We start from the raw sequence: 26,363 nt of genomic DNA, 5'->3' as shown, positions 1-26,363 counted from the left end.
AGTGAAACGCCGTAGTGCCGATGGTAGTGTGGGTATTACCCATGTGAGAGTAGGGTGCCGCCAGACTTTTAAATAAGAGCGAGAGCTCAGCAGAGATGCTGGGCTTTTTTGCTATTTACAGAATAACAAATTAAAATCAATCAAACTGACGACTGAACGGGATATGATTTGAAATGAGCTCATTAATCGCTTTTAATAAACCATTTAAAGCGGTATCTCATGAATAATATCAAACAGCAGATTGGATCTACCTAATACTTATTACAAATATTAATAAGTTTGTTTGATGTTAATAACATGTCTATTATCTACATTAAGTCGTCGATTACAAAATTCCATTAAATATCTATTGTTATATCAGTGTAATGTCGTAGTTCAATTTTCATAACATGAAAAATATAAATCTGTAGATTTAACCTGCCCAATGAGTGATAAATTTGTTTGATGCTAATAACATATCTGTTATTTAGACTAGACTGTTGATTATAAAATTCCATTAAATGTTTGACACCTATCTAGCCAATAGTCTAGTTAAGTGCTCTCTATAATAACAATGAGTCAAATTTATGCTCTTTATTGGAAAGATATTGAATCGAAGTTAATGTGTGTAGATTAAATATTTAAAAAAAGTGTTAGCTAAGGTATCTCTGTTATTGACCATCTATTAATATGAAAAAGTGATCTTTGATTAACTTATGCTTTGATAACATTGTGTGAATAATTGAAAAAGCTTAAAGTTTGGAGAGTTTGATTGGAAAGACAAAAAGAGAAAGCAATACTCCTAATAAGGAATATTGCTTGTTTGTTAATATTAACCTAAAAGTAAGGCATCGTCGGTAACTTTTTCACCGCGTGTTTTTTCAAACATAGCTAATAAGTCATTTACTGTCATCTTATCACGTTGTTCACCAGAAACATCAAGTACGACTTGTCCCTGATGAAGCATTACGGTCCTGTTTCCGTATTCTAGAGCTTGTTTCATTGAATGTGTTACCATCATGGTTGTTAAGTGGTTTTTGCCCACTATTTCATTAGTCAGATCTAGAACGAATTGAGCTGTTTTAGGATCAAGTGCAGCGGTGTGTTCATCGAGTAACAAAATTTTAGATGGCTGTAAGGTCGACATCAATAAACTTATTGCTTGTCTTTGTCCTCCTGAAAGTAACCCCATCATATCGGATAAACGATTTTCGAGACCTAAATTTAAAGTCGCAAGCTTTTCCTTAAATATGGACTGAATTTTGCGATTAAGTGCAGGGCGTAATGTAAAACAACGTCCACGATTATAAGCAATAGCAAGATTTTCTTCGATGGTTAAATTTTCACAGGTTCCCACCATCGGATCTTGAAACACTCTGGCAACCATTCCTGCTCTTTTCCAGGCAGGAACACGCGTTACATCTTTGCCATTGATGATGACATGCCCCGAGTCACTAAGTAAATCTCCGCTAATAATATTAAGTAACGAACTTTTACCCGCACCATTACTACCAATAATCGTAACAAACTCACCTTCTTTTATATTTAAATTTAAGCCACGTAATACGTGATTTTCAATAGGTGTACCTTGGTTAAAAGTTAATTGCAATTGTTCAACGTTAAGCATGTTTATTTCCTCTTTTTTTCGAGTATTTTTTTAATTGCTTAGGTAGTACAAGAGCAAGTACAACCAATATTGCGGTAATAAGATTTAAGTCTTCTGTGCCTACGCCTATTTTGTGCAAAAACTCATTACTAAGTGCAACGGCTATGAATAAACGATAAAGAATAGCACCTAGAATAACTGCCAGCATAATTGCCCATATACGTTTTGTTGGGAAGATACTTTCACCAATGATAATAGAAGCAAGACCAATAACGATTGTCCCCACACCTATGGTAATATCAGCACTGCCTTGGGTTTGCACAAATAATGAACCACCTAATGCGATTAAGCCATTGGAAATAGCCATGCCTAAAATGGTGATGCTGCCCGTTGGGACACCTTGAGATCTAGCCATTCTTTGATTTGTACCGGTAGCTCTCAATGCCAATCCCATTTGGGTGTTTAAAAATAAATGTAGCAATAACCAAACCACAACAACAAAGCCAAAAACCATAACGGATTGAACAATATATTGGTTACTGTAGTCTTCTGAAATAAAGGGTGAAAAAATAGTTTTCGCATCCAATAACGCAAGATTCGGTGATCCTGAATATTCAGTTGTTTCGTGAGTAATATAACGTCCAAGCCCTAATATCCTTAAATTGATTGAATACAAACCTATCATGACAATAATACTGGATAATAATTGCAAAATATTGAGCTTAACATACAGCAATCCAGTCAAACTACCGGCGATACACCCCGCAAACATACCTAAAAGTGTGGCAATCCAAGGGTCAATACCAATATAAATACATAAACCACATACTGCGCCACCTAACGGGAAGCTAGCATCGGCTGTAAGATCTGGAAAATCGAGTAAACGGAAAGATATAAAAACACCTAAGCTCACAATGGCATAAATAAGTCCAATTCCCAGCGAGCCTATTAAAAATTCAAAAGACATGAAAAAAACCTATTAAAATTAACCGCTAAAATTAGCGGTATCGTGATAAAATTAAAAAACTATTCAACAATCTTCGTTGCTGATTTCAATACATCTTCAGATAATACGACGCCTTGTCGCTCAGCTGCTTTTTTATTGATTGTTAACTGTGTAATGCTACCTATTTGTGGCGGAATATCGCCAGGTTTTTCACCATTAAGAATGCGGATAACGATTTTACCAGCTTGGCGTCCTAAATCGTAATAACTCATTCCCAAGGCCGCGATGGCTCCACGTTCGGCTGAGTCAGGATCGGAGGCTAACAAAGGTATTTTACTTTCATTAGCGACTTTTGCTAAAGATTCGTAAGCCGAAACGACATTGTTATCGGTAGTGGTATAAATCAGATCAACTTTACCTTTTAAACTTCTTGCCGCTGTAGAAATATCTGAAGTACGTTGAGCTGGAGCTGCGATAATTTGCATACCACGTTTTTCCAGTGCTGATTGTAATTGTTTAAGTACAATAGTTGAATTGACTTCGCTAGGACTGTAGACATAACCAATGTTTTTCGCATCTGGTTTGATTTTTAACATCATATCTATTTGCGCATCTAACGGTAGTGCATCAGAAACACCGGTTACATTGGTTTTTGACGCTTCCCAACTAGGGGTTAATCTTGCGGCAACGGGATCTGTTACAGCCGTGAAAATGATTGGAATACGTTTAGTCGTCGCTAATAAAGCTTGTGAGCTAGGTGTTGCAATTCCGACAATCACATCGGGTTTATTAGCAGCAAATTGTTTAGCGATTTGAACAGCATTAGCACTACTGCCTTGAGCGCTGGCATACTGTAATTTTAAGTTTTCACCGTTGATATAACCATTATCTTTTAATTCATCTTCCACCCCTCTTCGAACATTATCTAATGCAGGATGTTCAACAATGGCTGTGATAGCAACATACTTTTGTTCCTTTGCTGTATCAGCAAACGATGAAAAAGTAAGGGTTGATAAACAGAGTAGCATAATAAGTTTACAAATACGATTACGCATATAGGTACCTTTGTAATAATTTTTTTACAACTTAGATAAATATGTGTTTACTATAAATCATATTTAAATAATTTTCTAGAAATATCACTTTATTTAGCTGTAAATTTTTAATTACAATCTGTTATGATTAGTGCTTGTAAAGCACTTTTAATCGACAAAAATTGGGTATATTTTGCTTCTTTTATAGATAAAAAAAACGAAAATAATCATTCGTTCGAGAGTAAGCGAGTTCTGTTGATAATAGGGGTATGCTCTGCTGATTGATTCAGCAAAGCATAAATGGGATTATGTTATTCACCAATGACTTTATAAGCGGACTGAATAACTTCAGGCGATAATGTTGCGCCTTGTTTTTTCGCGGCTTCAATATTGATAACCAGTCGTAATGCTTGTCCAATTTCTGGCGCAATACTGCCGGGTTTTTCTCCATTCAAAATGCGAACAACAAGTTTGCCTGATTGACGACCAACATCATAATAACTCATGCCATAAGCCGCAACGGCGCCTCTTTCAATTGCATCAGGAAAAGATGCTAATAAAGGAATTTTGTTTTCATTAGCAAATTTCACTAATGATTCATAAGCAGATACAACATTGTTATCGGTTGTCGTATAAATCAAGTCAACTTTGCCTTTTAATGAATTTGCCGCAGTTGAAATATCCGCAGTTCGTTGTGCGGGCACTGCAACCAATGAAATATTTTGTTCTGCAAGTTGTGCTTTCAAATTTTTCATTACCACAGTGGAATTGATTTCACTTGGACTGTAGATGTATCCTACCGATTTTACATTCGGGACAATTTTTTTCATAAAGTCGATTTGAGGCCCAATCTCTTGAAAATCAGATACACCCGTAATATTGGTATTGGTTGGTTCCCAATTTTTAACTAGCTTTGCGGCAATGGGATCAGTAATTCCTGCAAATACGAGTGGGATTTGTTTAGTTACTGCGGCTGTTGCTTGTGCACTTGGTGTTGCAATAGCGACGATAACATCGGGTTTATCGGCGATAAATTGTCTAGCAATTTGTGCTGCAGTCGCGCTACTGCCTTGGGCGCTTTTGTACTTAACCGTTAAATTTTCATTCAATATATAACCACTGCTTGTTAATTCATCTTTTACACCATCTCGGATTTGATCTAGTGATGGATGTTCAACAATTGCTGTTATAGCAACACTTTTTACCGTATTTGCTATACACATAAAAGGGGTAATTAACATCAAACAACTGATTAAAAAAAAGCGTTTCATAAAAATAAACTCGCAAACTAGTACAATAGTATTATTCTAAACTGATTCAACCAAAATGTTAAGGTGTAATTGGACTTTTTTGTCATTCTTATTTTTTAAAAGGATGAGGCATTATCTGATTAATATAAAAATACGCTAAAATTTCAAGCAAATTAAGAATATAATAATCAGATTATTGGTTTTTTATCCTGCTTTTCATGAAAAAAAGCTAAAAATAGCTGCTAATATTGTTCAGTTACCTATTCAAGGTTAATTCTAAATTTATTAGAAGCTAAATTCTTATTGTGCAAATACAAAGGGATTGATACCACTTTTTGCAAAACCTTCTTCTTCGGTTTTGATATCAAGTATTAAAGAGGCAATATCATCAGCAACAACTTCAATATGCGGATCTTTATCCTGATCAAAGATTTTTAAGTAGCTGTGGCAAGCATCACAACATTCTGTTTTAGTCGCTGACAATTCACTATCTAGCGAAAAATATTCAATATTTTTCATATTATCACAGCTGGTACATTTTACTCTTGGCACATACCATTCACTCTCACATAAACTACAATGTAAATAACGCAGTCCATTATGACCACCCAGTTGAATGACGCTGGCAACCGGCATGCTATTACAAACGGGACATAGCCAATTTTTATCACTATTTTCGGATACTGCTTTACCTTTTATTTGGCTAGCTAGCTGGCTATAGTAAACAGAGAGTGCAGACCAAATAAATACGGCTTCATTGCCATCAACTGCGTGGAATTCGCCTTTAAGTAAATGCAAAGCTTTATTTTGTAATTGCTCAATACTATTTTTATCCAGTTGTTCAATCACGATTGAAATCTGATCGGTTAAATTTGATGATGATTGTAATAACGCCTTTAAATAATCCTGCCAAGAGTAGGGTAATGAAAAGTTTTCTATACTCAGTGGCGGTAAATCATTATTTAATGGCTCGAATAGCTCTTTATTTAGTGGTTTTTGGCTAACTAAGTCTGCTTGCGTTTGCGCTAATTGAGCACAAAAACAGAGATAATCACTAAATGGACTATTTTTTGCTAATTCTTTTAACCTATTAGCTCGATGCAAATAGAGCGTTGTTGGAGAAGGATAAAAAAGTAAGGGAATTTGTCTGATAACGGAATTGATATTTTGTTCTTCAAGCTGGACTTGTGGGATGATTTTTATACTCATTATTGGTTACCATTCATGATTATTTTATCCATAATCGATTTAGTGATTGAGATAATTCCGCTGATAAGTATCAGCGGATAAAATAGATATATTTTAGAAACAACTATAAAGCTGTTTTTTGTTCGACTTTTGTTGTTCGCTTCATGTCTACAGGTTTATCTGCTTCCAGTTCCTGTTGATAGATTTTTTGCATTTCTTCTTCATACCATGAAGAGTGGTTTTTTCGAGCCCAAGCTCGAGATACATACCCTGTAATCATCCCTTTAATTGAACCTTTAACCCAGATAGCCATATAAGCATGACCAATGGCGAGCAAGATTAAGCAAATAGCTGCAAACGAGTGGAAAAAGATTGCAATACGAACAATTTCAATTGAAAAATAATCTGAAACATATCTTCGCCACATAATCATACCGGTTACGAATAACACAGTGATTAAACTCATGATACACCAAAATAAAAATTTCTGACCAACATTATATTTGCCAATGGGTATACCTTCTTCTTTGCCCATGATGACGTGTTTAAAATTCTTGATCCATAACAGATCATTTTTATTAGGGATATTATGATGAGCAAGCTTTACAAACATGAACATCAGCAGTATAAAGACGATGCATCCAATTAGGGGATGTAACGCTCTAACCAGTTGAGGGGTTCCAAGAAAAAGCCCAAATAGTTTAATGGACGGAAAAAATAACGATAAACCAGATAATGCCGTTAAGATGAAAAGACACACCATACACCAATGGCAAAAACGTACAATAAGTGGTGTTCTAAGAATCATTCCTTTTTTATTCATGATGTTCCTCCTTTTGTGGTATGTCGGCACTATTTTTACGACCAAAAATAGGTAATCCTAATCGTTTTCTTGCTTGTTTATCCGCTTGTTTTTCCTGTTCGATATCTTCTTCGTCTACTTCAATTGCACCGACGCCCATGTAATGGAAAAGTAATCCTCCAAAAGTAGCAATAAAGGCGGCAGCTGAAAGTGGTTTCCAAGGGCCTTTCCAGAATCTAACCAGTTCACTGATATGGGGTTCATCTGGCAAACCGTGATACAGATCGGGTTGATCAGCGTGATGTAATACATACATGACATGCGTTCCATTGACCGCTTGAGGATTATAAAGCCCTGCATGTTCAAACCCCCGTTTTTTTAAATCGGCTATTCGGTGCTCAGCATGTCGAATCATATCTTGTTTAGTCCCGAAATGAATAGCACCAGTCGGGCAAGTTTTAACGCAAGCCGGCTCTTGTCCAACCGAAACACGATCAACACATAAGGTACATTTATAGGCTCGATTATCTTCGTTACTGATACGAGGAATGTTAAACGGACAACCTGCTACACAATAGCCACAACCAATACAATGTTCCGACTGAAAATCGACTATTCCGTTAGCATATTGAATGATAGCACCTTCAGAAGGGCAAGATTTTAAACAGCCAGGCTCAGAACAGTGCATACACCCATCTTTGCGAATTAGCCATTCAAATTTTCCGTTAATTTCAACTTCAGAATAGCGCATTACCGTCCATGCTTTAGGCTCCAAATCAGCGGGATTATCGTAAACACCGATCGTATTGCCTACTTCTGCTCGCAGGTCATTCCATTCGCTACAGGCGACTTGGCATGCTTTACAACCAATACAGGTGGTGACATCAATTAATTTGGCCACCTCCTGTTGATAATCACGTGCTCGCGGCGCAGGCGTTAAATCATTAGTTGCAGAACGACGAATAATATCTTGAGTTTGTAATGACATAATTAATCCTCCTGCCTATGCCACGGTGGTAACTTTTTCGATGTTAACTAAGAATGATTTATATTCTGGCGTTTGTGAATTTGCATCACCTAAATGAGGGGTTAATTCATTGACCAAAAATCCTTTCTTAGTTTGTCCAGTGAATCCCCAAACAATTGGGATTCCAATGGTTTCGATCTCTTTACCGTCTACCGTTAACGTAGGCAAGCGTTTAGTTACTACCGCTTTCGCTTTTATATAGCCTCGATACGAAGTCACTTTAACGGTGTCGCCTAATTTGATTCCTTTTTTATTGGCAAGATTTTCGCTTAGTTCGATAAATTGTTCTGGTTGCGTAATTGAGGCCAATCTTGCGTGTTGTGTCCAAAAGTGGAAATGCTCTGTAATACTGTATGTTGTTCCCACATAAGGAAATTCATCTGCTGAACCTAAACGCGCTAAATCTTCTTTAAATGCTCGAGCAACCGGATTATTGATTTGTTCTGGATGCAACGGATTATTGGTAATTGGCGTTTCAAATGGTTCGTAGTGCTCAGGGAAAGGCCCATCAACCAGACGATTTAAGCAGAATAATCCACCTAAACCATCGTTATTCATAATAAAGGCGCCTGCACCAGAACTTGGAGACAAGGTAGCGGTAAAGTCAGCAACATCATTGCCATCCCAATGAGAACCATTCCATTTTATCAATACTCGGTTTGGATCCCATGGATTGCCGTGTTCATCTGCCGATGCCCGATTATAGAGTACACGTCGATTCATTGGCCATGACCATGCCCAACCAGCATGGATACCTTTACCAGATGGATCTGTTGGATCACGTCTTGCCATTAAATTACCTTGTTCAGTCCACGAACCACAGAATATCCAGATACCTGAAGAGGTGGTACCATCATCTTTAAGCTGAGAAAAACCACTTAATAATTGACCTTTTTTCAGAATCACATTACCGTTGGTATCCGTAAGGTCAGCAAGAGCACGACCATTACACTCTTGGGCTAATTCTTCTGCTGCTGGTCCTTCTGGATCTTGGTAATCCCAAGAAAGATTATTAATTGGTTCATGATAAGCACCGCCTTCTTCAGCATAAAGTTCTTTGATTCTTAGAAAGATACGTGAAATGATTTCGGGGTCATATAGCGATTCATAAGGAGGCTTTGCTGCTGCCCAATGCCATTGCAATAAACGAGATGAATTGACAATCGTACCGTTTTCTTCAGCGAAACAGTTAGTCGGTAATCGAAAGACTTCGGTTTGAATTTTGCTTGAATCGACATCGTTTGACTCACCATGATTTTTCCAAAATTCGGCTGTTTCAGTGGGTAATGGGTCAATGCTCACCAAGAATTTGAGTTTAGATAAACCTTCACGAATACTATTTTTATCAGGTAAGGCAGCGAGTGGGTTGAATCCTTGACAAATAAAGCCATTGGCTTGACCGTCACGCATCATTTTACTAAAGCGTAAGATATCGTAAGTTTTATCCCATTTAGGTAACCAATCAAATCCCCACTGATTGTCTTTAGTCGCTTTATCACCATACATCGCTTTCATAAAACTGATAAAGAATTTGGGATAGTTACCCCAGAAGTTCACCTCATTGGCGCCTAACGGTTTAGGGGTTTTTTCATCCAGATACTGTTCAAGCGAAACTTGCGAGTCTTTAGGTAAGTCCAAATATGCAGGTAAACGATTGGATAAGAGTCCGACATCGGTTAAACCTTGAATATTTGAGTGTCCACGTAAGGCATTAATTCCCCCACCCATGACACCCACATTACCTAAAATAAGTTGAATCATGGCAGCAGTACGAATAATTTGAGTACCATAAGTATGTTGTGTCCAACCTAAAGCATATAAAAATGTTGCTGCTCGGTCATTGGTTTTCGTACTGGCAAGAGAGCGACAAACATGTAAAAATCCGTCTATCGGGCTTCCGGTAACTTTGTTTACCATTTCTGGTGTATATCGACTTACATGTTGTTTTAACAGATTCCAAACACAGCGTGGATGCGTGAGTGTTTTATCTCGAAGTGCATAACCCTTTTCATCTTTTTGATATGTCCAACTGGCTTGATCATATTGGCGATTATCAGCATTATAGCCACTAAATAAACCACTATTTTCATCAAAATTAAAGTCATCACTCACAATTAAGCTAGCGTTACTGTGTGTGACTAAATATTCAAAATTAACTTCGTTATGGGTAATGAGATAATTAATAATACCTAGTAAGAAGGCAATATCCGAACCTGCACGAATCGGAACATATTTATCGGCAACCGAAGCCGTGCGGTGAAAACGAGGATCAATAGCGATAAGTTCAGCGCCATTTGTGATTTTAGCTTCAATCGCCCACTTAAAACCAACCGGATGAGCTTCAGCGGCATTTCCACCCATAACGATGACGACATTGGCATTTTTAATGTCATTCCAGTTATTTGTCATCGCACCACGCCCATACGTTGCTGCAAGACTAGATACCGACGGGCCATGACAAACCCTTGCTTGAGTTTCAAGACTTAGCATACCTAATGAGCGAGCTATTTTGAACGCTAACCAACCCGTTTCATTACTCGCAGCTGAAGTGACCAACCAACCGGTTGATGTCCAGCGATTCACGGTTGTACCTAGTTCATTTTTTTCGATAAAGTTTTTATCTCGGTCTTCTTTCATCAATCGAGCAATACGATCAATCGCTTCATCCCAACTGATACGTTGCCATTGATCAGAGCCAGGAGCACGATATTCGGGATATTTAACACGTTGTTCACTTTTGATATAGTCTAGCACCCCAGCACCTTTTGGGCAGAGTGAGCCACGACTAACCGGATGATCAGGATCGCCTTCTACATGAAAAATGGAAGATTCGGCATTTTTAGCCCCATCTCCTCGACTATAAAGTAACATTCCACAGCCAACCGAACAGTAGGTACAGTTATTGCGGGTTTCTTTCGATTTTAATAATTTGAATTGGCGAGTTTGTGCGAGCGCCACATTGGGAGCAAGTCCAAGCGTGGCAACTGTTGTTCCTGCCATGCCACCAGCGCAGATCTTAAAGAACTGTCTACGGTTAAATAGCATATGAACTCCTTAAAAGCTGACATTACATTTTAATTTATAATATTGGTAGGTACTAATATCCCTATTGGATAATAATTCATAATAATCGTTTATTAATTAGAAATAAAGGAAAAAACAGATATCAATGGTTAAAATTTGACTTTGATCAAAAAATCAGAAGAAAAGATCCGATAATTTTTATTAAATTTTATCTAAAATTGTTAACAGCACTTTGCAATAATTGCGTAAAGCTCATCCTAACAAAACTTAAAATTATTATCAATATACAAGCTATCAAGTGAATCGATTGGTATTGTGGATTTTGCTATATTCAACAATATTGATAGAGCTTGCCACTGATAAAAGGACAAACTCTATCGATACCAATTCGTGATTAAGGATTAATTTCCTCAATTGTTTGCAAGACTCGATGTGTAATGAGAGGTTTTAAGATATTATTCATGTTTTCAATTTTTTGAAAACTGGCACTATCTTGATCATCCAGATAACCTTGTTCTCGTAGTGATGCAACCAGTGTTGAAAAGACCCCTTTATCAAAAAATTCTGGCGCATTGATTCCATGTAATACCGATAATCTTTCCGCAATTAATCGACCTTCTTTTTCTAAATTAGCTCGACTAATTGAAGGGTCTTTTTGCAAAAGCGAAAAAGCAATCGCATAACGTTGTAAGGTATCTTTTGATGACGAAGCAATTAATTGTAACCCCGACATTTTTGCATAATTGAGCACTAATTTATCTGACGTACAACTAATTAAATTTAAGTCACAATAGGTGGCGATAATTTGGTTTACATATTCAACTAACTGCGCTTCATTATGATATAAAAACAGTTCAGATTTAATTAATGGGAAAAGCAATTTTACCTGTTCTAAAACCGCTTCTGAGGAGATGCGATTATTCTTCACAAGAATTCTGGCAACGATTGCAGGAATGATCAGCAAATGTTGAATATTATTACGATAATAAGTCATTAAAACCGCTTGTTCAGTGGTTAAACCGACAATTTCGCCAGCCTCATCGGTTGTGATAACAAATTTACCCATCTGTTTAGCATGTTCAAATAGTTCATCTGCGCTTTGAGCGGGAATCGTTATCAAATCAGAATAAGGAATATTTTTTAATAATGTAAGAAGATAATTAATATGTTCTATGAGTTTAACTTTAGTTAATGCCCGTTGATCCGCTGCCAATAAGATAGAGCAACATAAATTCATGGCGTTAATAGCTGCTGAGGCATTGATACGCTCCATGATCTGTTTTGCCAGAACATTGGTAGTGGGTGTCAACCAATTTGGGCGAGCGGTGCCTGTTGGTTCAATTGCATCACGCCATTCTGGTATTTGTTGATTTAAAAATTGGTTCAGTGGGATAGGTTGACCAAAATTAACATAGCCAAAACCTAATTTTTTTAATTTTAAAAAGGCTTTTATCGTACGCCATAAACTCTCTTTTTCTTTTTTTGCTCCGCGTAATTCATTGGCATAAGTCGCCACTTCTAAAACGTGTTCATAACCAATATAAACCGGTACAACGGTGATAGGTCTTGCATCGCCACGCAATAACGTTTGAATGGTCATCATGAGCATGCCTGTTTTCGGATCGAGCAATCTACCGGTACGTGAACGCCCACCTTCGATAAAATATTCAACAGCATAGCCTCGAATAAATAACTCAGCTAAATATTCACGAAAAACGGAAGTATAAAGTTTATTTCCTCTAAACGAACGACGAATAAAGAAGGCACCTAGTCGTCTAAAAATCGGACCAGCAGGCCAGAAGTTCAAGTTGATACCAGCAGCAATATGAGGTGGTACTAATCCTTGTCGATAAAGAACATAAGATAATAAAAGATAATCCATGTGACTGCGATGACACGGTGCATAAACAATTTCATGTCCATTTTGCGCCAGTTCCCGAACTGGATCGGCATTGGTTACTTTTAAACCTTGGTAAAGTCTATTCCATGCCCAAGTTAAAACAATATCGGTAATTCTTAGCATTCGATAAGAAAAATTAGCGGCAATTTCGTTTAACATTGCCAGTGCATTTTTTTTCGCTTTATCAAGACTAATATTTTTGCTTTTGGCTTCTTCTTGAATTGCATCAGAAAGGCTAGGATTAGTTAATAATTTATTCAGCATTTGTTGCCGTACAGGCAGTTTAGGACCCACTGATGCCATTCTTTGTTTGGTAAAATGAATACGTGCAACACGAGCAAGCTTATGGGCTAAGACCGAAATATTTTGTTGATTATTGATTTCAATATTTTTTAATGACACGGTTCTTGAAAAACGGGTATAGCAATCTCGACCTGAAACAATGATTTTATATAATTTATAAGTTGCTCCCAGCACTTGTAGAGAAGGGCTTTTTTTGCCTTCTTTATCTGGACTGCGTCCGAACATCACCGAAACCGGTAACATTTGAATATCCAACTCGGGATTTTCTTGATGAGCAGAAATATATTCTCTTAAAATGTCGATTGCTTTTGTTTTTTGTTGATTAGAGGCAAAAATACCTGGGCCTTTATCAATAAAAATATATGAAGGAACCATATTACCATTAATATCGATGCCTTCTAGCGGATCAGGTAAGCCGAACTTGGAACATAAAGAACGAACAACCATAAGATCAATCTTAGAATTATAGGGCAAAACATATAATATGGGTTTATTAGTATCAAGACCTAATTCAGAAACAGGATCTGCTGGTATAGGTTTACTTTTAACAAATAATTTAATTGGGATTTGGATTAGTGAAAAAGAAACTTTAGTCCACCACGAAAACATAAAAATAAACCTCATCGTATTTCGCTAATTATAGGCTTAAATAATGAAATATACTTAATCAAGCTAATACAGAAATTAGTATTTAAATCATAATAGTGAATCTCTCTTATTGTTTAAATAAGAGAGAAAACACTAAGTATATACTTGTTATCATTTAAACGTTAGCTAATTTGCACAATCTTTCGTCGATATAGTTTGAGTTAAATAACTCTATTTATAACGATAGTTGAAAGCATTATAAATGTTTATTGATATCAACTCCACGAATCTCTTTGTTTTTTATCCTCTCCAATCGTTGGATCAGGGTAATAACATCTCGTCCTTCACGCATGCCATCGATAAGTTTACGAGCTTGTTTACAATCGCCAATTTTATGATAAACATAGTTATTTTTAGTTGGATGTTCAGAAAAAGCTTGGCTAAAGGTGTTTTCACTTAGCATTCCTAAACAGACAAAACCATAATCGAATTCTAATTTAAATTGGTGACCATCTTTATCTTTAACTAAAAAGTGATTTTCAGCGACTTCCAGTAAAGTTGTTGAAAGATGAACATCAACCTGATTATGTTTGAGCATGGTCATCATAGAAATACGACCAATATAATCCAAATCTTCAGCCATAGCAGGCTTCATTTCAACAATGGAAACCGCCTTGGCGTTGTTTTCAGAAAAATATTCAACGACATCCAGCCCGACAGCTCCCCCACCGATGACAACCACTTTTTTATTGGCAATATCGGTAAATTGATTGAAGTCTTCCATGATATCAAAAATCGAAAATACTTGTCTGTTTGGTGCACTAAGCTGATCGTGTAATCCTTTAATAGGGGGTAATAAAGGTTTTGAACCGGTTGCACTAATCACTAAATCGGGTTGTAATTTTTCGATTATTTCAGGCGTTGCTCGTGTATTAAGATTGATTGTGAGATTTTTTAAACTTTTGGCACGGTTGATAAGAAATTTAGGTAAATCGGCAATACGTTGTTTATATGGAAATCGAGAAATCATCATTGACAGACCACCCAAAAAAGGCTTTTCTTCATATAATGTAACATTACATCCGACTTCTGCTGCTGTGCATGCGGCTTCAAGTCCAGCCGTTCCGCCTCCCACTACAACAACATTAAGCGGGGTTGAGATCTGATAGCGTTTATAGTCTTCATAACTGATAATATCCGGATTAACTGTACAGCGAATTGGTTTAGATCTCGCAATGCGATGATCTGCACAACCAATATTACATGAAATACATTTTCTTAATGTGTCGATTTCGTTATTTTGTACTTTTTCAACCCAATAAGGTTCGGCAATTAGCCCCCGCCCTAAAACGACAAAATCAGCAATCCCTTCTTCAATTGTTTTGGCGATGATTGACGGGTCTCGAAAGTTACCAGACGCAATGGTCGGTTTATTAAATTTATCTCGCACAGCTTTTGCCATGTAAGAACGCCAACCGTCTGGGAGATTCATCTGATCAATCTGAAATTGGATAGTATCATTTTGGGCGGCAGATACATCAAAAACATCCACACCCTCACTCAGGTGTTCTAAAATAGCTAAGGTATCGTCTAAAGTATTTCCTCCATCTACAAAATCGACCGCACTAATCCGTAAAAGGATTGGAAAGAAAGGGCCGACTTTGCTACGCATTTCATCAATAACCAGACGAATTAATCTTGCTCGGTTTTCGATACTGCCTCCAAATTCATCTGTACGGTTGTTATACAGCGGTGATAAAAATTGACTCAGCAAATATGAGTGTCCGGCATGAATTTCAACAGCATCAAAACCGGCTCTTTGGGCTCTGTGAGCTGCTAGTCCATATTGTTTAACAATATCATGAAGCTCTTCAATCGTTGCTGGTCTGGGAATATTGCCACCTGTTTTAGACGGTATATTGGATGAAGAAATGGGTTGCAAGCCATTTAAGCGACCGGGGTAAGCGGATGCGCCTGCATGATTAATTTGTACTGCGACCGATGCCCCATGCTTGTGCATACGTTCGGTAAATTTATACAATCCGGGAATGTATTGATCGTTGTCGATTCTCAGTTGTGTGGTACCGTTAGTACCATAAGGAAAATCAACACATACGTTTTCAAGGATAATAAGCCCAGTTCCGCCTTTTGCTCGTTGTTCATAGTATTGAATATGGTCATCCACCATTTCGCCATGTAATGTGGCAAAGTTAGTCCCTATCGGTGGCATAACAATTCTGTTGCGTATAGTTGTTTTATTAATTACAAACGGTTCAAATATAGCTGAAAAATTGGGCATATTTGTCTCCTTTTTATTTAAATAATTTCTCTATCAAACATTGCAAAATAGTCTTCAAAACGTGTTAAAGTTAATAATAAATCCATTGCTAACTTATGTTTATATTTTATAGATCAAGTTTAATGTATTCATTTTACCTATAAATAGATGAAAACTAGAATGGCTCGCGTTATGCTAAGCGCGAGCCATTACGAGAATTCGTTATCTATTTAATTAGAATTTTTTCGTTTTATACCATTTTCTATCGACTAATTTATTCTCTAAGAATTGTTTAAATTCCATAAAATGAGCAGTCGTATTATGAAACTCAATGGCAGCTTGGTTTGCCCATATTTCTGAGAAAATAAAAATATGTTGGTTATTGGTATCCAGACTGAGTTCATAACGAATGCAACCAACTTCTTTTCTGCTTTCATTCCGCACTTTTAGGGCAGCTTGTTGATATTCGTTTACCCACTCTGGTTTTACCTCATGTATTGCAATAATATTTAGCTCACACATCGATACTCCTTATGGTTATTCTCTATTTTGATTGTGGTTTTCAAATCCTAAAAAGCCAATTAACCACCATGATCACGGTCGTGAGCTATAAGCCTAATTGACTGATATTTTTTATTTGTTCGATGCTTTCGAAGCCGCATGTTGTTGTTCTGCAAATTGGCGACGACCACCCGGACGAGGGACTAAATCTCCAAGCATTACTTCGTAACCACCATCAACCACAAGCTCAGTACCATTTGAATAATCAGAACGTTTACTTGCCAAATATAAAACAGCATTAGCAATATCAATGGTTTCACCAATACGACGGCTGGCAATCATACGCGTACGACCTTGTTCAACTTCTTTATCTTCATAGAATTTTTTTGATAAAGGTGTTTTGACAAAACATGGACAGACTGCATTACTGCGAATACCAAATTGTCCCCATTCAGCAGCAAATTGTTTAGACATCATCGAAACCCCAGCTTTGGTTGAACTGTAAGCACCACTGTAAGTTTCAGGCGTGTGCGACGCCACCGTTGAGATATGCACCATACGACCTGATTTTTGCTCAATCATTAAACGCCCAAAACGTTGAGACATAAGGAAATATCCTGTTAGGTTAATATTAACGGTAGTATTCCATTCATCAAGAGGAAGGTCTTCAATCGGACAAAAACGTAAAATCGCTGCAGTATTAACCAGTACATCACAACGTCCAAATTCTTGTTTTACTTTTGCGACCGCTGCATCTACTTGTGCTTCGTTAGTGGTATTACAGGCAAGACCGATTGCTTTTATACCGTATTCATTACTTAACGATTTAGCGAGTTGTTGACATTTTGTTTCATCTAAATCGATAAGTACGAGATTCGCTTTTTGTTTGGCAAATTCACGGCAAATTTCGGAGCCCATGCCACCAATTGCACCTGTGATGACACAAACATCATTTTCTAATCCTAACCAACTTTGGCTCATAAAAACTCCTATTGTTCAACTTGATAACTTTTATTTATACTTTCTTCGCATATCTTTCTGTTTGATTAAATCTTAATGTCAAAGTAAGTACCAAATTATTTAACCTACTGTTTACTTTGATACAACACATCTAAAATATAACGTAACTGTTTGACATCTAATTGCCCCGGTGCTGAGGCATTTTTAGCTGCTCCAAATGTCATTGCTGAACCAAATGTTGTTCCTGCCACTCGGCTAATTGCCCCCAGCCCTGCCATTGACATGGTAATGATGGGTCTGGTTGCATATTTTTCATTCATTTCTGTGGTTGCCGCTAATAAGGTAAGGACGTCATCTGTGGTCTGTGGCATAACCGCAATTTTGGGAATATCAGCACCTAAATCTTGCATTTTACGTAATCGAGAAATGATATCGTTTTTCGCAGGTGTTTTTTCAAAGTCATGGTTAGATGTGACAACCAATACATTATGTTGATGCGCTACATTAATAATTTCTTTTACGTATTGATCGCCGATAAAGACTTCAACATCGACCAGATCGACCAGTCCACTCTTAGCTATTTCTTTGTTTAATTCAAGATAATCGGTTAGTGGCCACGGTTTTACTCCACCTTCATTAGCGGTACGAAAGGTAAATAAAATAGGTTTGCTCGGTAATAAGGTTGCAATTTTTTTAGCAACAGTTTTCACAGTATCAATATTATCAACTTGGGTGAAGTGATCTACTCGCCACTCCAAAACGTCAAAATCTATCGATTGTAAAAATGTGACTTCATCAAGTAGTTCGGTTTCAGTTTTCCCCACAATTGGGACAATAATTTTCGGCGCACCCGATCCTATAACTAGATTTTTGGTTGTAACTGTTTTCATTTTATATCCTGTTGGTAAAAGATTATGTTTATAATGATTAATCTTATATTGTGTGATTCAAATCAGACAATAACATAAAATAATCTGCTAACTCATTTTTAATTTGATTATTAGGTAAAAAGATTACTTATCGACTAATCATTAAATCCCATTTTTTCTTTTACATACTCAATAGGTGCATCTTCACCCGTCCAAATTTTGATTTGCGCTGCACCTTGCCAAAGCATCATGCCAATCCCATTTAAAGTTTTACAACCTTGCTGTTCGGCGATTTCAAGCAATTTGGTCTTACGTGGGCTATAAATACAGTCTGTTACGACAAGATCCGGTCTTAACATCGTTGGATCAGTAATTAAACTTTGCCCTTCTAATGGTTTCATTCCAACACCTGTAGCGTTACAAAGTACTTCACTGGTGGCAATGGCTTGACGGAGTTGCTCTTTATCTGCAAGGTCGGTCACACTGACTTTACATGGTGTGTTTTCATTTAATTTTTTTGCAATTGCTTCAATTTTTGCATAGCAGTCATCTTTCTGATTGAAGATGGCGATCTCTTTCACACCATCAAGCGCAGCTTGTACTACAATAGCTGTTGCTGCACCGCCTGCGCCAAGAATCGTCATTTTTTTACCTATGACATCAATGCCTGCTTCTTTCAACATGCGCATATAGCCAATGCCGTCGGTGTTATAACCGGTTAATATGCCGTTATCATTCGAAATTGTATTGCAAGCCCCACTCATTTCAACCGCAGGTGTTAACTTATCAAGATATTGGCAAACCAATTGTTTATTGGGCATCGATACCGCACTACCTCGCAAACCTAAGGCACGAAGACCTTTTATTGCATCGGGTAATTTTTCTTGATCAACTTCAAAAGCCAAATAAATATAAGGGATATTTAGTTTTGAATAAATAGTGTTTTGCATTTGCGGTGATAAACTGTGACGTATTGGATAAGCCATTAAACCAATCAATAAATAATGGCCGTCAATATTATTTCTCATTAAAAATTCTCCACTACACGCTTTTTTTCAATAAAGCGTTAACAATTAAGATTGTTCAGCAACACGTTTTAATAATGCACGTGTATCTTCAATATACATTTTAGCGCGTTCAATTGGGGATTTAGATAAAGCTAATTCGTCATTACAACATTCAATTGAAATCGGCATTTCAGGTAAAGCTTTCAACAAAGATACAAGGTCAATACCACCACGCCCCGGCGATAAACGATAATTACGGGCTTGATAAAGTAGTCCTTCTGTGTCTTGAGGTTTTTCTTTGGTACCATCACACAGTTGCATATAACGCCAACAATCTTTAGGTACTTTTTTCAAATCGTCAAGGGTATTTGGACCTCGATCAAAATGCAGGGGATCAATTATCATACCTTGATTGTTTTGATTCGCTTTTTTTAGCAGTTCAACTCCGGCATTGACGCCAGGGATGTTCGTCCATGGCATCGGTTCGATATTGATAGCAATGCCAAGGGGAGCGGCAATGTCACAAAGCTGGGCAAAATTATCGGCTAGTCGATTTTGATCGGGATCGTTACCCGCCAAAAGTACCTGACTGGCACCTAATCTTGCGCCCGTTTCCAGTACGGGTAAAAAGTTAATGACACGGGTATCGGGTTTTAAACGGAAGATTTCTATATCTAATACCTTAATTCCTGTCTCTTTTAAACGGCGTTCAATTTCTCGAACCAATGGCGTATCGCCGACGGTCGCATATACCGGTTCAGTTGGCGTAGCCGGTATAAGCCTCAAACCGACATGAGTATAACCCGCTTCTGCTGCAACGAGGACTTGGTTAGCAGGTGAAACATCTAAGACAGTTAACGCTGCCAATCCAATTGGACGGTTAGACATATCTTTCTCCTTAATTAAAAATTTAATTCATCTAAAGCATAAAATTAGTGTAATTTTTAAATAAGCCACATTATGATTCATTATTATATTTCTATAAATATAATGATTTCTATTAAAAATATCTATTATTTAAAATAGCCATTTATTCTGTAATTAGCAAGGATAAAAAAAGGATTTTTATCAAAATGAGATCTTTATCAATAAAAAATTAATCAGACAGTTATAAAAAATATGGGGAGTTTATTGAGCAATGTGTTGATTTTGCTTTTTATTTTAATCTGTCACTTAAAATCCATTTAGACGTCAACTATTTTTAGAATAATCATGGTTACAAGCCAGCATTTACTATCAATTGCACTTTCTATAGTCATCCACTAAAATAATTAACTTTGTTTATTTAAGAGAATATATCTATGAATACAGTTTTTGAGCTTTTATCGTCAATAAACGCTGTGGTTATTGCGGTAATTTGTATGTTAATTTTATCTCTTTGCCGTGTTCATGTGGTAATTAGCTTAATTATTGGTGCCTTTGTTGGTGGTTTATTTAGCCATTTAACGTTAAAACAAACAATTGATGCATTCAATACAGGTATTAGCAATGGTGCAAATATCGCTCTTTCTTATGCTATGCTTGGTGCTTTTGCAGTTGCAATTTCAAAATCGGGATTGCCTGAATTATTAGCGGATAAAGCGGTTAAACAGCTGACAACAAGCAGTGCTAAAAAACGCATAAAATGGTTATTAATTATTATTATTGCGTTGGTGAGTATTTCTTCACAAAATATCATACCTATCCATATTGCTTTTATTCCACTGTTAATCCCACCACTATTGTATGTGATGTCTCGATTACAGTTAGATCGACGAATGATTGCCTGTATTATGACATTTGGACTCATTACACCTTATATGTTCTTACCGGTTGGTTTTGGTAATATCTTTTTAAATCAAATTTTATTAAAAAATATCACTGCATCCGGCATGGATGTTAGTCATGTGAATGTAATGCATGCTATGGCGATACCCGCGCTAGGGATGTTTGTTGGGCTACTTTGGGCAATTTTTGTCAGTTACCGTAAACCAAGAGAATATAAAATTATTCGTGAAGAGACGAATTTAGAAACAGTAAATAGTGTAAATAAGCGTTCACTTATTGTGTCTCTATTGGCGATTGTTCTCTCTTTTGCTATCCAACTTTATACAGGTTCAATGATTTTAGGGGCGCTAATTGGTTTTATTTGCTTTATTGTTTCGGGAACCATTAAATGGGGTGAAGCAGACGGCGTTTTTACCGATGGCATTAAAATGATGGCCATGATTGGTTTTGTTATGATTTCTGCCCAAGGCTTTGCCGAAGTGCTAAAACAAACAAATGATATTGAACCGTTAGTGATTAACAGTGCTGCTTTATTCGCGGGTAATAAAGTTATTGCTTCATTTATGATGATGTTAGTCGGATTGGTGATCACGTTAGGTATCGGTTCGTCATTCTCGACGGTGCCTATTATTGCGGCAATCTATGTCCCACTTTGTATTCAGCTTGGCTTTTCACCTATTGCAACAGTTTGTTTAATTGGTGCTTCTGGGGCGATTGGTGATGCTGGTTCTCCGCCTTCTGATACTATTTTAGCAACGTCGGCTGGGCTTAATAGTGATGGTCAGCATGATCATATTCGTGATAGTGTTATTCCAACATTCACCCATTTTAATATCCCTTTATTTATTGCGGGTTGGGTTGGATCGTTAATTCTGTAATAACATTAATAAAGGCTGTCATTGCTTATGAATAACAAGTTATATCAAAATATCCGAGCGGTTTGTGCTCAGGCTATTTTTAATGTGTTGGAAGAAGGGCAATCGCTTAGTTCTGCATTGATGACTTTAAATCCTAAAATTGCCGATAAAGATAAAGCGTTAGTTCAAGAAATCTGTTTCGGGGTAATGCGGGTATTACCTGAACTGAATTTCTATATTCATAGCTTGATGAACAAAGTGCTTACTGGTAAAAATAGAGTTTTACACTATTTATTGTTAGTGGGTGTTTACCAAGTTCTCTATACCCGTATTCCGGAGCATGCAGCAGTAGGAGAAACAGTTAACGCGGTTAAGGAATTAAAAAAAATCGCTCTCAAAGGATTAATTAATGGTGTGTTGCGGGAATTTTTACGTCAACAAGCTGTTTTAACAAACCAATTCACGCAAGACAGTAAACAAGATACCGCCCGAACTCTCCATCCGACGTGGTTACTAACGCGTCTTAAGCAAGCCTATCCACAGCAGTGGCAAGCAATTGTAGCGGCTAATAATCAAAAACCTCCGATGTGGTTGCGAGTGAATCTTAATCACTATTCAGTGAGTGAGTACCAACAACTGCTTACCGAAGCAGGTATTGAGTCACAAGCTTGTACAGTTATACCTTCCGCCATTAGATTATTACAACCTGTTAATGTGACCAAATTGCCTTATTTTTCTGAAGGTGTGGTGACCGTACAAGACTTGTCTGCACAATATGCGGCTTATCTACTTGCCCCGCAAAATGGCGAGCAAATTTTAGATATGTGTGCCGCACCTGGTGGTAAAACTACACATATTTTAGAAGTCGCTCCAAATGCTCAAGTACTAGCGGTTGATGTTGATGCGAGTCGTGCTAAACGGATTAATGATAATTTAACGCGTTTAAAACAATGTGCTGAAGTGAAAGTTGGTGATGGATTAACGCCAGAAAAATGGTGCGCAGGGCGTCAATTTGACCGGATTTTACTTGATGCCCCATGTTCAGCTACGGGTGTTATTCGGCGTCATCCAGATATAAAATGGTTACGTCGTGATAGTGATATAGCCCAACTCACTGAGTTACAACATGCGATCTTAACGAATATTTGGTCTTATTTAAAAACAGGTGGTACTTTAGTCTATGCGACTTGTTCAATTCTTCCAGAAGAGAATAGATTGCAAATTGAGCGTTTTTTACACGAAAATAGTGATGCAAAATTGCAAGGCGAGGTTAAACAGTTTTTACCTACCGACAACGGCGGTGATGGGTTTTTTTATGCGGTTTTAACCAAACATAGCTAACAGAACGTTTAATGTGATGATGTCTGCCTCACGCTATATCATCACATTTTGTCATTAGCAGTAACTTTTTATCAATTCAGCTAATTCCTGTCCATGTTTTAAGGCTTTGGTTTTTATTTCTGTTTTATCATCAAATGGTGATACACCATATAATAATGCTGGTGGAAGATATTCCATTTGTATATACAGAGACGAAAATTTTACTGATTCAAGAAAGTGGTCAATTAAATTTTCACCGTATTCTTGGTAACTTTTTTGCCCTATTGTTAAACTCTGCAATAACTTTTTACCTTTTAATTTATCACCTTGTGAGCCATAAGCAAATTGGTAAGTCAACACTTCATCAAACCATAACTTTAATATTGCAGGCATATTAAACCAATACATAGGATATTGAAGAATAATAAGATCATGTCTCAATAATGCGGCTTGTTCTTGTTCTACATCGATTTGATAATTAGGGTAAAGTTGATGTATATTTCGGATTTCAAGATCGGTAACAGTTTGCTGTAATGTCTCAATAATTGTTTTGTTAGCAATGGATTGCGCCATATTGGGATGGCCTAAAATCATTAATGTCATAGTAATTTCCTTTCCTTTTATGTAAAAAATGCACGTTACTCAATTGTATAAACTATATACTAGTATAAAAATAATACTAGTATAAACTAAAATATAGGTTAATTATTGGTCGCTTGGACAATTTTTAGTAGATGTGGTAAATTCTCGGTTTATTTTGTGTTATAAAGATATTTGTAATGGCTTATACTCTCACCTATAGTGATCTCCCCGAAAATATTCAAAACTGGCAAGGTTTACCTTTATCTTTGAATGGTTGTGAAGTGGTTCCGCTTGACTATAATGCAGGTAAAACAGGTTGGATCATCTATGGTAAAAAATTAAATAAAACGATACTGTCAAAATTCCAAAATCAGTTGGCGATGCCAATGGTAATAGTTTCTTCTTGGAAAATTAAAACTTACCAAATTGTCCGGATTGCTGGCGTTATGCCTAAAAAGGCAAAATCTATTTCCCTAGCATTAGGCATTGATGTATCACCTATTGATAATTTACCAACCTTACACTCACCGGGTTTGCTTGTTATGGATATGGATTCCACGGCGATTAAAATTGAATGCATCGATGAACTTGCCAAATTATATGGTGTTGGACATCAGGTAGCGGCTGTCACCGAGCAAGCTATGCGGGGCGAGTTAGACTTTGCGACCAGCTTACGTAAGCGAGTTGCAACCTTGAAAGGAGCTCCTCAAGAACTTTTACAGCAAGTAAAAAATGGCTTACCTTTGACATCGGGACTGACTTATCTAGTTAAAGAATTACAAAAAAGAAATTGGTATGTCGCTATCGCATCAGGGGGATTTACCTATTTTGCCGACCATTTAAAACAAAAATTAAAATTGGTCGATGCTTATGCAAATGAATTAGAAATCAAAAATGATAAATTAACCGGTAAAGTGACGGGTCAAATAGTCGATGCTAAATTTAAAGCTCGAACATTACAGAATTTAGCTGCATCGTTAGATATACCCATTGAACAAACGGTTGCTATTGGCGATGGTGCAAATGATTTAATGATGATTCGGATTGCAGGTCTTGGTGTGGCTTATCATGGTAAACCTAAAGTGGTTGAAAAGGCACGAATTAGCATTAATTATGCAGATTTAACTGGATTATGGTGTATCTTATCGACCAGTTTATTAAGTGAAGGTTAGGAGATTAAGTTGGCAAAAACCGTTAAACGTGCTTTTGTTTGTAATGATTGTGGTGCAGATTATCCTCGTTGGCAAGGTCAATGTAGTGCATGTCATGCTTGGAATACCATTACCGAAGTTAGGCTGGCAAGTGCATCATCACGCAATGATCGGTTAACCGGTTATGCAGGTAGTGGCGTTGGACAGGCAAAAATTCAAAAACTGTCTGAAATCAGTTTAGAAGCGTTACCTAGATTCTCTACCGGCTTTTCCGAATTTGACCGAGTGTTAGGGGGTGGTGTTGTCCCTGGTAGTGCAATTCTCATTGGGGGTAATCCGGGTGCCGGTAAAAGTACCCTGTTATTACAAACCATGAGTAAGCTTTCAACGCAAATGAACACCCTTTATGTGACGGGCGAAGAGTCCTTACAGCAAGTGGCTATGCGTGCTCATCGCTTAGGACTACCTACAGATAATATTAATATGCTGTCAGAAACCAGTATTGAGCAGATCTGTTTGCTGGCTGAACAATCACAACCTAAACTCATGGTTATTGATTCCATTCAAGTTATGCATCTTGCTGATATTCAATCATCGCCGGGGAGTGTCGCTCAAGTGCGGGAAACCGCTGCTTATTTAACTCGTTTTGCTAAAACCAAAGGCATAGCCATTATTATGGTTGGACATGTTACTAAAGATGGGTCACTTGCCGGTCCTAAAGTCCTTGAACACTGCATCGATTGTTCAATTTTATTAGATGGTGATGCGGATTCCAGATTTAGGACGTTGCGTAGCCATAAAAACCGGTTTGGTGCAGTGAATGAATTAGGTGTTTTTGCGATGACCGAGCAAGGATTGAAAGAAGTCAGTAATCCATCAGCGATTTTTTTAAGTCGTGGGGATGAAATGCTACCCGGTAGCTCGGTGATGGTGTTATGGGAAGGGACACGTCCATTATTGGTTGAGATTCAAGCGCTGGTAGACCATTCAATGTATGGGAATCCAAGACGCGTAACAGTTGGGCTTGATCAGAATCGATTAGCCCTTTTACTGGCTGTCTTGCATCGGCATGGTGGATTACAAATGGCTGACCAAGACATTTTCGTTAATGTCGTCGGTGGTGTAAAAGTTACTGAAACCAGTGCCGATTTAGCTTTGATTGCCGCCTTAGTATCAAGTTTTCGAAATCGTCCACTGCCACAAGATGTGGTTATTTTTGGCGAGATTGGCTTAGGTGGCGAGATTCGCCCTGTGCCAAGTGGTCAAGAGCGGATTTCTGAAGCGGCAAAACATGGCTTTAAAAAAGCGATAGTACCGATTGCCAATATGCCGAAAAAGAGACCTGAAAATATGCAAGTTTTTGGTGTCAAAAAAGTTTCTGAAGCTTTAGATATTTTGAATGATTTATAGCTAATTGGTTGATG

General features: G+C 37.3%; 20 protein-coding genes. 4 read left to right on the top strand and 16 right to left on the bottom strand.

From position 1 onward, the window contains the following. Window positions 1-811: 811 nt before the first annotated feature. The 15 genes from ACGH47_RS10960 to ACGH47_RS10890 form a co-directional block, all read right to left on the bottom strand. Window positions 812-1,606 (bottom strand): ABC transporter ATP-binding protein, encoded by a 795-nt coding sequence (locus ACGH47_RS10960; RefSeq protein WP_267349556.1) that lies wholly within the window; start codon window positions 1,604-1,606, stop codon window positions 812-814. After that, a complete protein-coding gene (locus tag ACGH47_RS10955; protein WP_267360713.1) occupies window positions 1,599-2,552 on the bottom strand; it encodes an ABC transporter permease in 954 nt (317 codons plus the stop codon). The genes ACGH47_RS10960 and ACGH47_RS10955 overlap by 8 nt, the downstream gene beginning before the upstream one ends. A gap of 59 nt (window positions 2,553-2,611) precedes the next feature. Continuing rightward, complete coding sequence (locus tag ACGH47_RS10950; protein WP_267349559.1) at window positions 2,612-3,586, bottom strand: ABC transporter substrate-binding protein; 975 nt, start codon at window positions 3,584-3,586, stop codon at window positions 2,612-2,614. A 290-nt stretch (window positions 3,587-3,876) separates the two neighbouring features. Then, complete coding sequence (locus ACGH47_RS10945) at window positions 3,877-4,836, bottom strand: ABC transporter substrate-binding protein (protein WP_411623409.1); 960 nt, start codon at window positions 4,834-4,836, stop codon at window positions 3,877-3,879. A 279-nt stretch (window positions 4,837-5,115) separates the two neighbouring features. Further along, a complete protein-coding gene (gene fdhE / locus ACGH47_RS10940) occupies window positions 5,116-6,024 on the bottom strand; it encodes a formate dehydrogenase accessory protein FdhE (RefSeq protein ID WP_411597418.1) in 909 nt (302 codons plus the stop codon). 103 nt (window positions 6,025-6,127) lie between these two features. After that, entirely contained in the window at window positions 6,128-6,826 is a 699-nt protein-coding gene (locus tag ACGH47_RS10935; RefSeq protein WP_411623408.1) for a formate dehydrogenase subunit gamma, read from the bottom strand. Further along, a complete protein-coding gene (fdxH, locus tag ACGH47_RS10930) occupies window positions 6,819-7,793 on the bottom strand; it encodes a formate dehydrogenase subunit beta (RefSeq protein WP_411623407.1) in 975 nt (324 codons plus the stop codon). The genes ACGH47_RS10935 and fdxH overlap by 8 nt, the downstream gene beginning before the upstream one ends. A 15-nt stretch (window positions 7,794-7,808) precedes the next feature. After that, window positions 7,809-10,877: a formate dehydrogenase-N subunit alpha gene (fdnG, locus tag ACGH47_RS10925; protein ID WP_411623406.1), complete on the bottom strand. Its 3,069-nt coding sequence runs from the start codon at window positions 10,875-10,877 to the stop codon at window positions 7,809-7,811. A 373-nt stretch (window positions 10,878-11,250) separates the two neighbouring features. Further along, entirely contained in the window at window positions 11,251-13,668 is a 2,418-nt protein-coding gene (gene plsB, locus ACGH47_RS10920; RefSeq protein ID WP_411623405.1) for a glycerol-3-phosphate 1-O-acyltransferase PlsB, read from the bottom strand. Between the two features lie 235 nt (window positions 13,669-13,903). Next, entirely contained in the window at window positions 13,904-15,946 is a 2,043-nt protein-coding gene (locus tag ACGH47_RS10915; RefSeq protein ID WP_411623404.1) for an FAD-dependent oxidoreductase, read from the bottom strand. Window positions 15,947-16,159: 213 nt separating this feature from the next. After that, window positions 16,160-16,447, bottom strand: a complete 288-nt coding sequence (locus ACGH47_RS10910) for a putative quinol monooxygenase (RefSeq protein WP_411623403.1) — start codon at window positions 16,445-16,447, stop codon at window positions 16,160-16,162. Window positions 16,448-16,558: 111 nt separating this feature from the next. Beyond that, a complete protein-coding gene (locus ACGH47_RS10905) occupies window positions 16,559-17,407 on the bottom strand; it encodes an SDR family NAD(P)-dependent oxidoreductase (RefSeq protein WP_220216033.1) in 849 nt (282 codons plus the stop codon). A gap of 104 nt (window positions 17,408-17,511) precedes the next feature. Then, window positions 17,512-18,276 (bottom strand): type I 3-dehydroquinate dehydratase, encoded by a 765-nt coding sequence (gene aroD, locus ACGH47_RS10900; protein WP_267378965.1) that lies wholly within the window; start codon window positions 18,274-18,276, stop codon window positions 17,512-17,514. Window positions 18,277-18,410: 134 nt separating this feature from the next. After that, the gene (locus tag ACGH47_RS10895) at window positions 18,411-19,283 is read right to left on the bottom strand and encodes a shikimate dehydrogenase (RefSeq protein WP_267360698.1); all 873 of its coding nucleotides are present in this window, start codon (window positions 19,281-19,283) and stop codon (window positions 18,411-18,413) included. Between the two features lie 45 nt (window positions 19,284-19,328). Then, the gene (locus ACGH47_RS10890) at window positions 19,329-20,150 is read right to left on the bottom strand and encodes a sugar phosphate isomerase/epimerase family protein (protein ID WP_220216030.1); all 822 of its coding nucleotides are present in this window, start codon (window positions 20,148-20,150) and stop codon (window positions 19,329-19,331) included. A 413-nt stretch (window positions 20,151-20,563) separates the two neighbouring features. Here ACGH47_RS10890 and ACGH47_RS10885 point away from each other — a divergent pair, with 413 nt between their 5' ends. Both ACGH47_RS10885 and rsmB read left to right on the top strand, forming a co-directional pair. After that, window positions 20,564-21,907, top strand: coding sequence for a Na+/H+ antiporter family protein (locus ACGH47_RS10885; RefSeq protein WP_220216029.1), 1,344 nt, complete (start codon window positions 20,564-20,566; stop codon window positions 21,905-21,907). Window positions 21,908-21,934: 27 nt separating this feature from the next. Then, window positions 21,935-23,227: a 16S rRNA (cytosine(967)-C(5))-methyltransferase RsmB gene (rsmB, locus tag ACGH47_RS10880; RefSeq protein ID WP_411623402.1), complete on the top strand. Its 1,293-nt coding sequence runs from the start codon at window positions 21,935-21,937 to the stop codon at window positions 23,225-23,227. A 54-nt stretch (window positions 23,228-23,281) separates the two neighbouring features. Here the strand turns inward: rsmB and ACGH47_RS10875 are convergent, their stop codons facing one another. Beyond that, window positions 23,282-23,809: an NAD(P)H-dependent oxidoreductase gene (locus ACGH47_RS10875; RefSeq protein WP_411590887.1), complete on the bottom strand. Its 528-nt coding sequence runs from the start codon at window positions 23,807-23,809 to the stop codon at window positions 23,282-23,284. Between the two features lie 176 nt (window positions 23,810-23,985). Here ACGH47_RS10875 and serB point away from each other — a divergent pair, with 176 nt between their 5' ends. Beyond that, window positions 23,986-24,960, top strand: coding sequence for a phosphoserine phosphatase (gene serB / locus ACGH47_RS10870; RefSeq protein ID WP_267349584.1), 975 nt, complete (start codon window positions 23,986-23,988; stop codon window positions 24,958-24,960). A 9-nt stretch (window positions 24,961-24,969) separates the two neighbouring features. Then, the gene (gene radA / locus ACGH47_RS10865) at window positions 24,970-26,349 is read left to right on the top strand and encodes a DNA repair protein RadA (protein WP_267349586.1); all 1,380 of its coding nucleotides are present in this window, start codon (window positions 24,970-24,972) and stop codon (window positions 26,347-26,349) included. Window positions 26,350-26,363: the final 14 nt, after the last annotated feature.

Origin of the sequence: Gilliamella sp. CG16 (assembly GCF_046635785.1) — a bacterium.
GTDB lineage: Bacteria > Pseudomonadota > Gammaproteobacteria > Enterobacterales > Orbaceae > Gilliamella > Gilliamella apicola_I.
The sequence above is the reverse complement of the archived record's forward strand: the minus strand, read 5'-3'. Positions and strand labels throughout refer to the sequence as shown.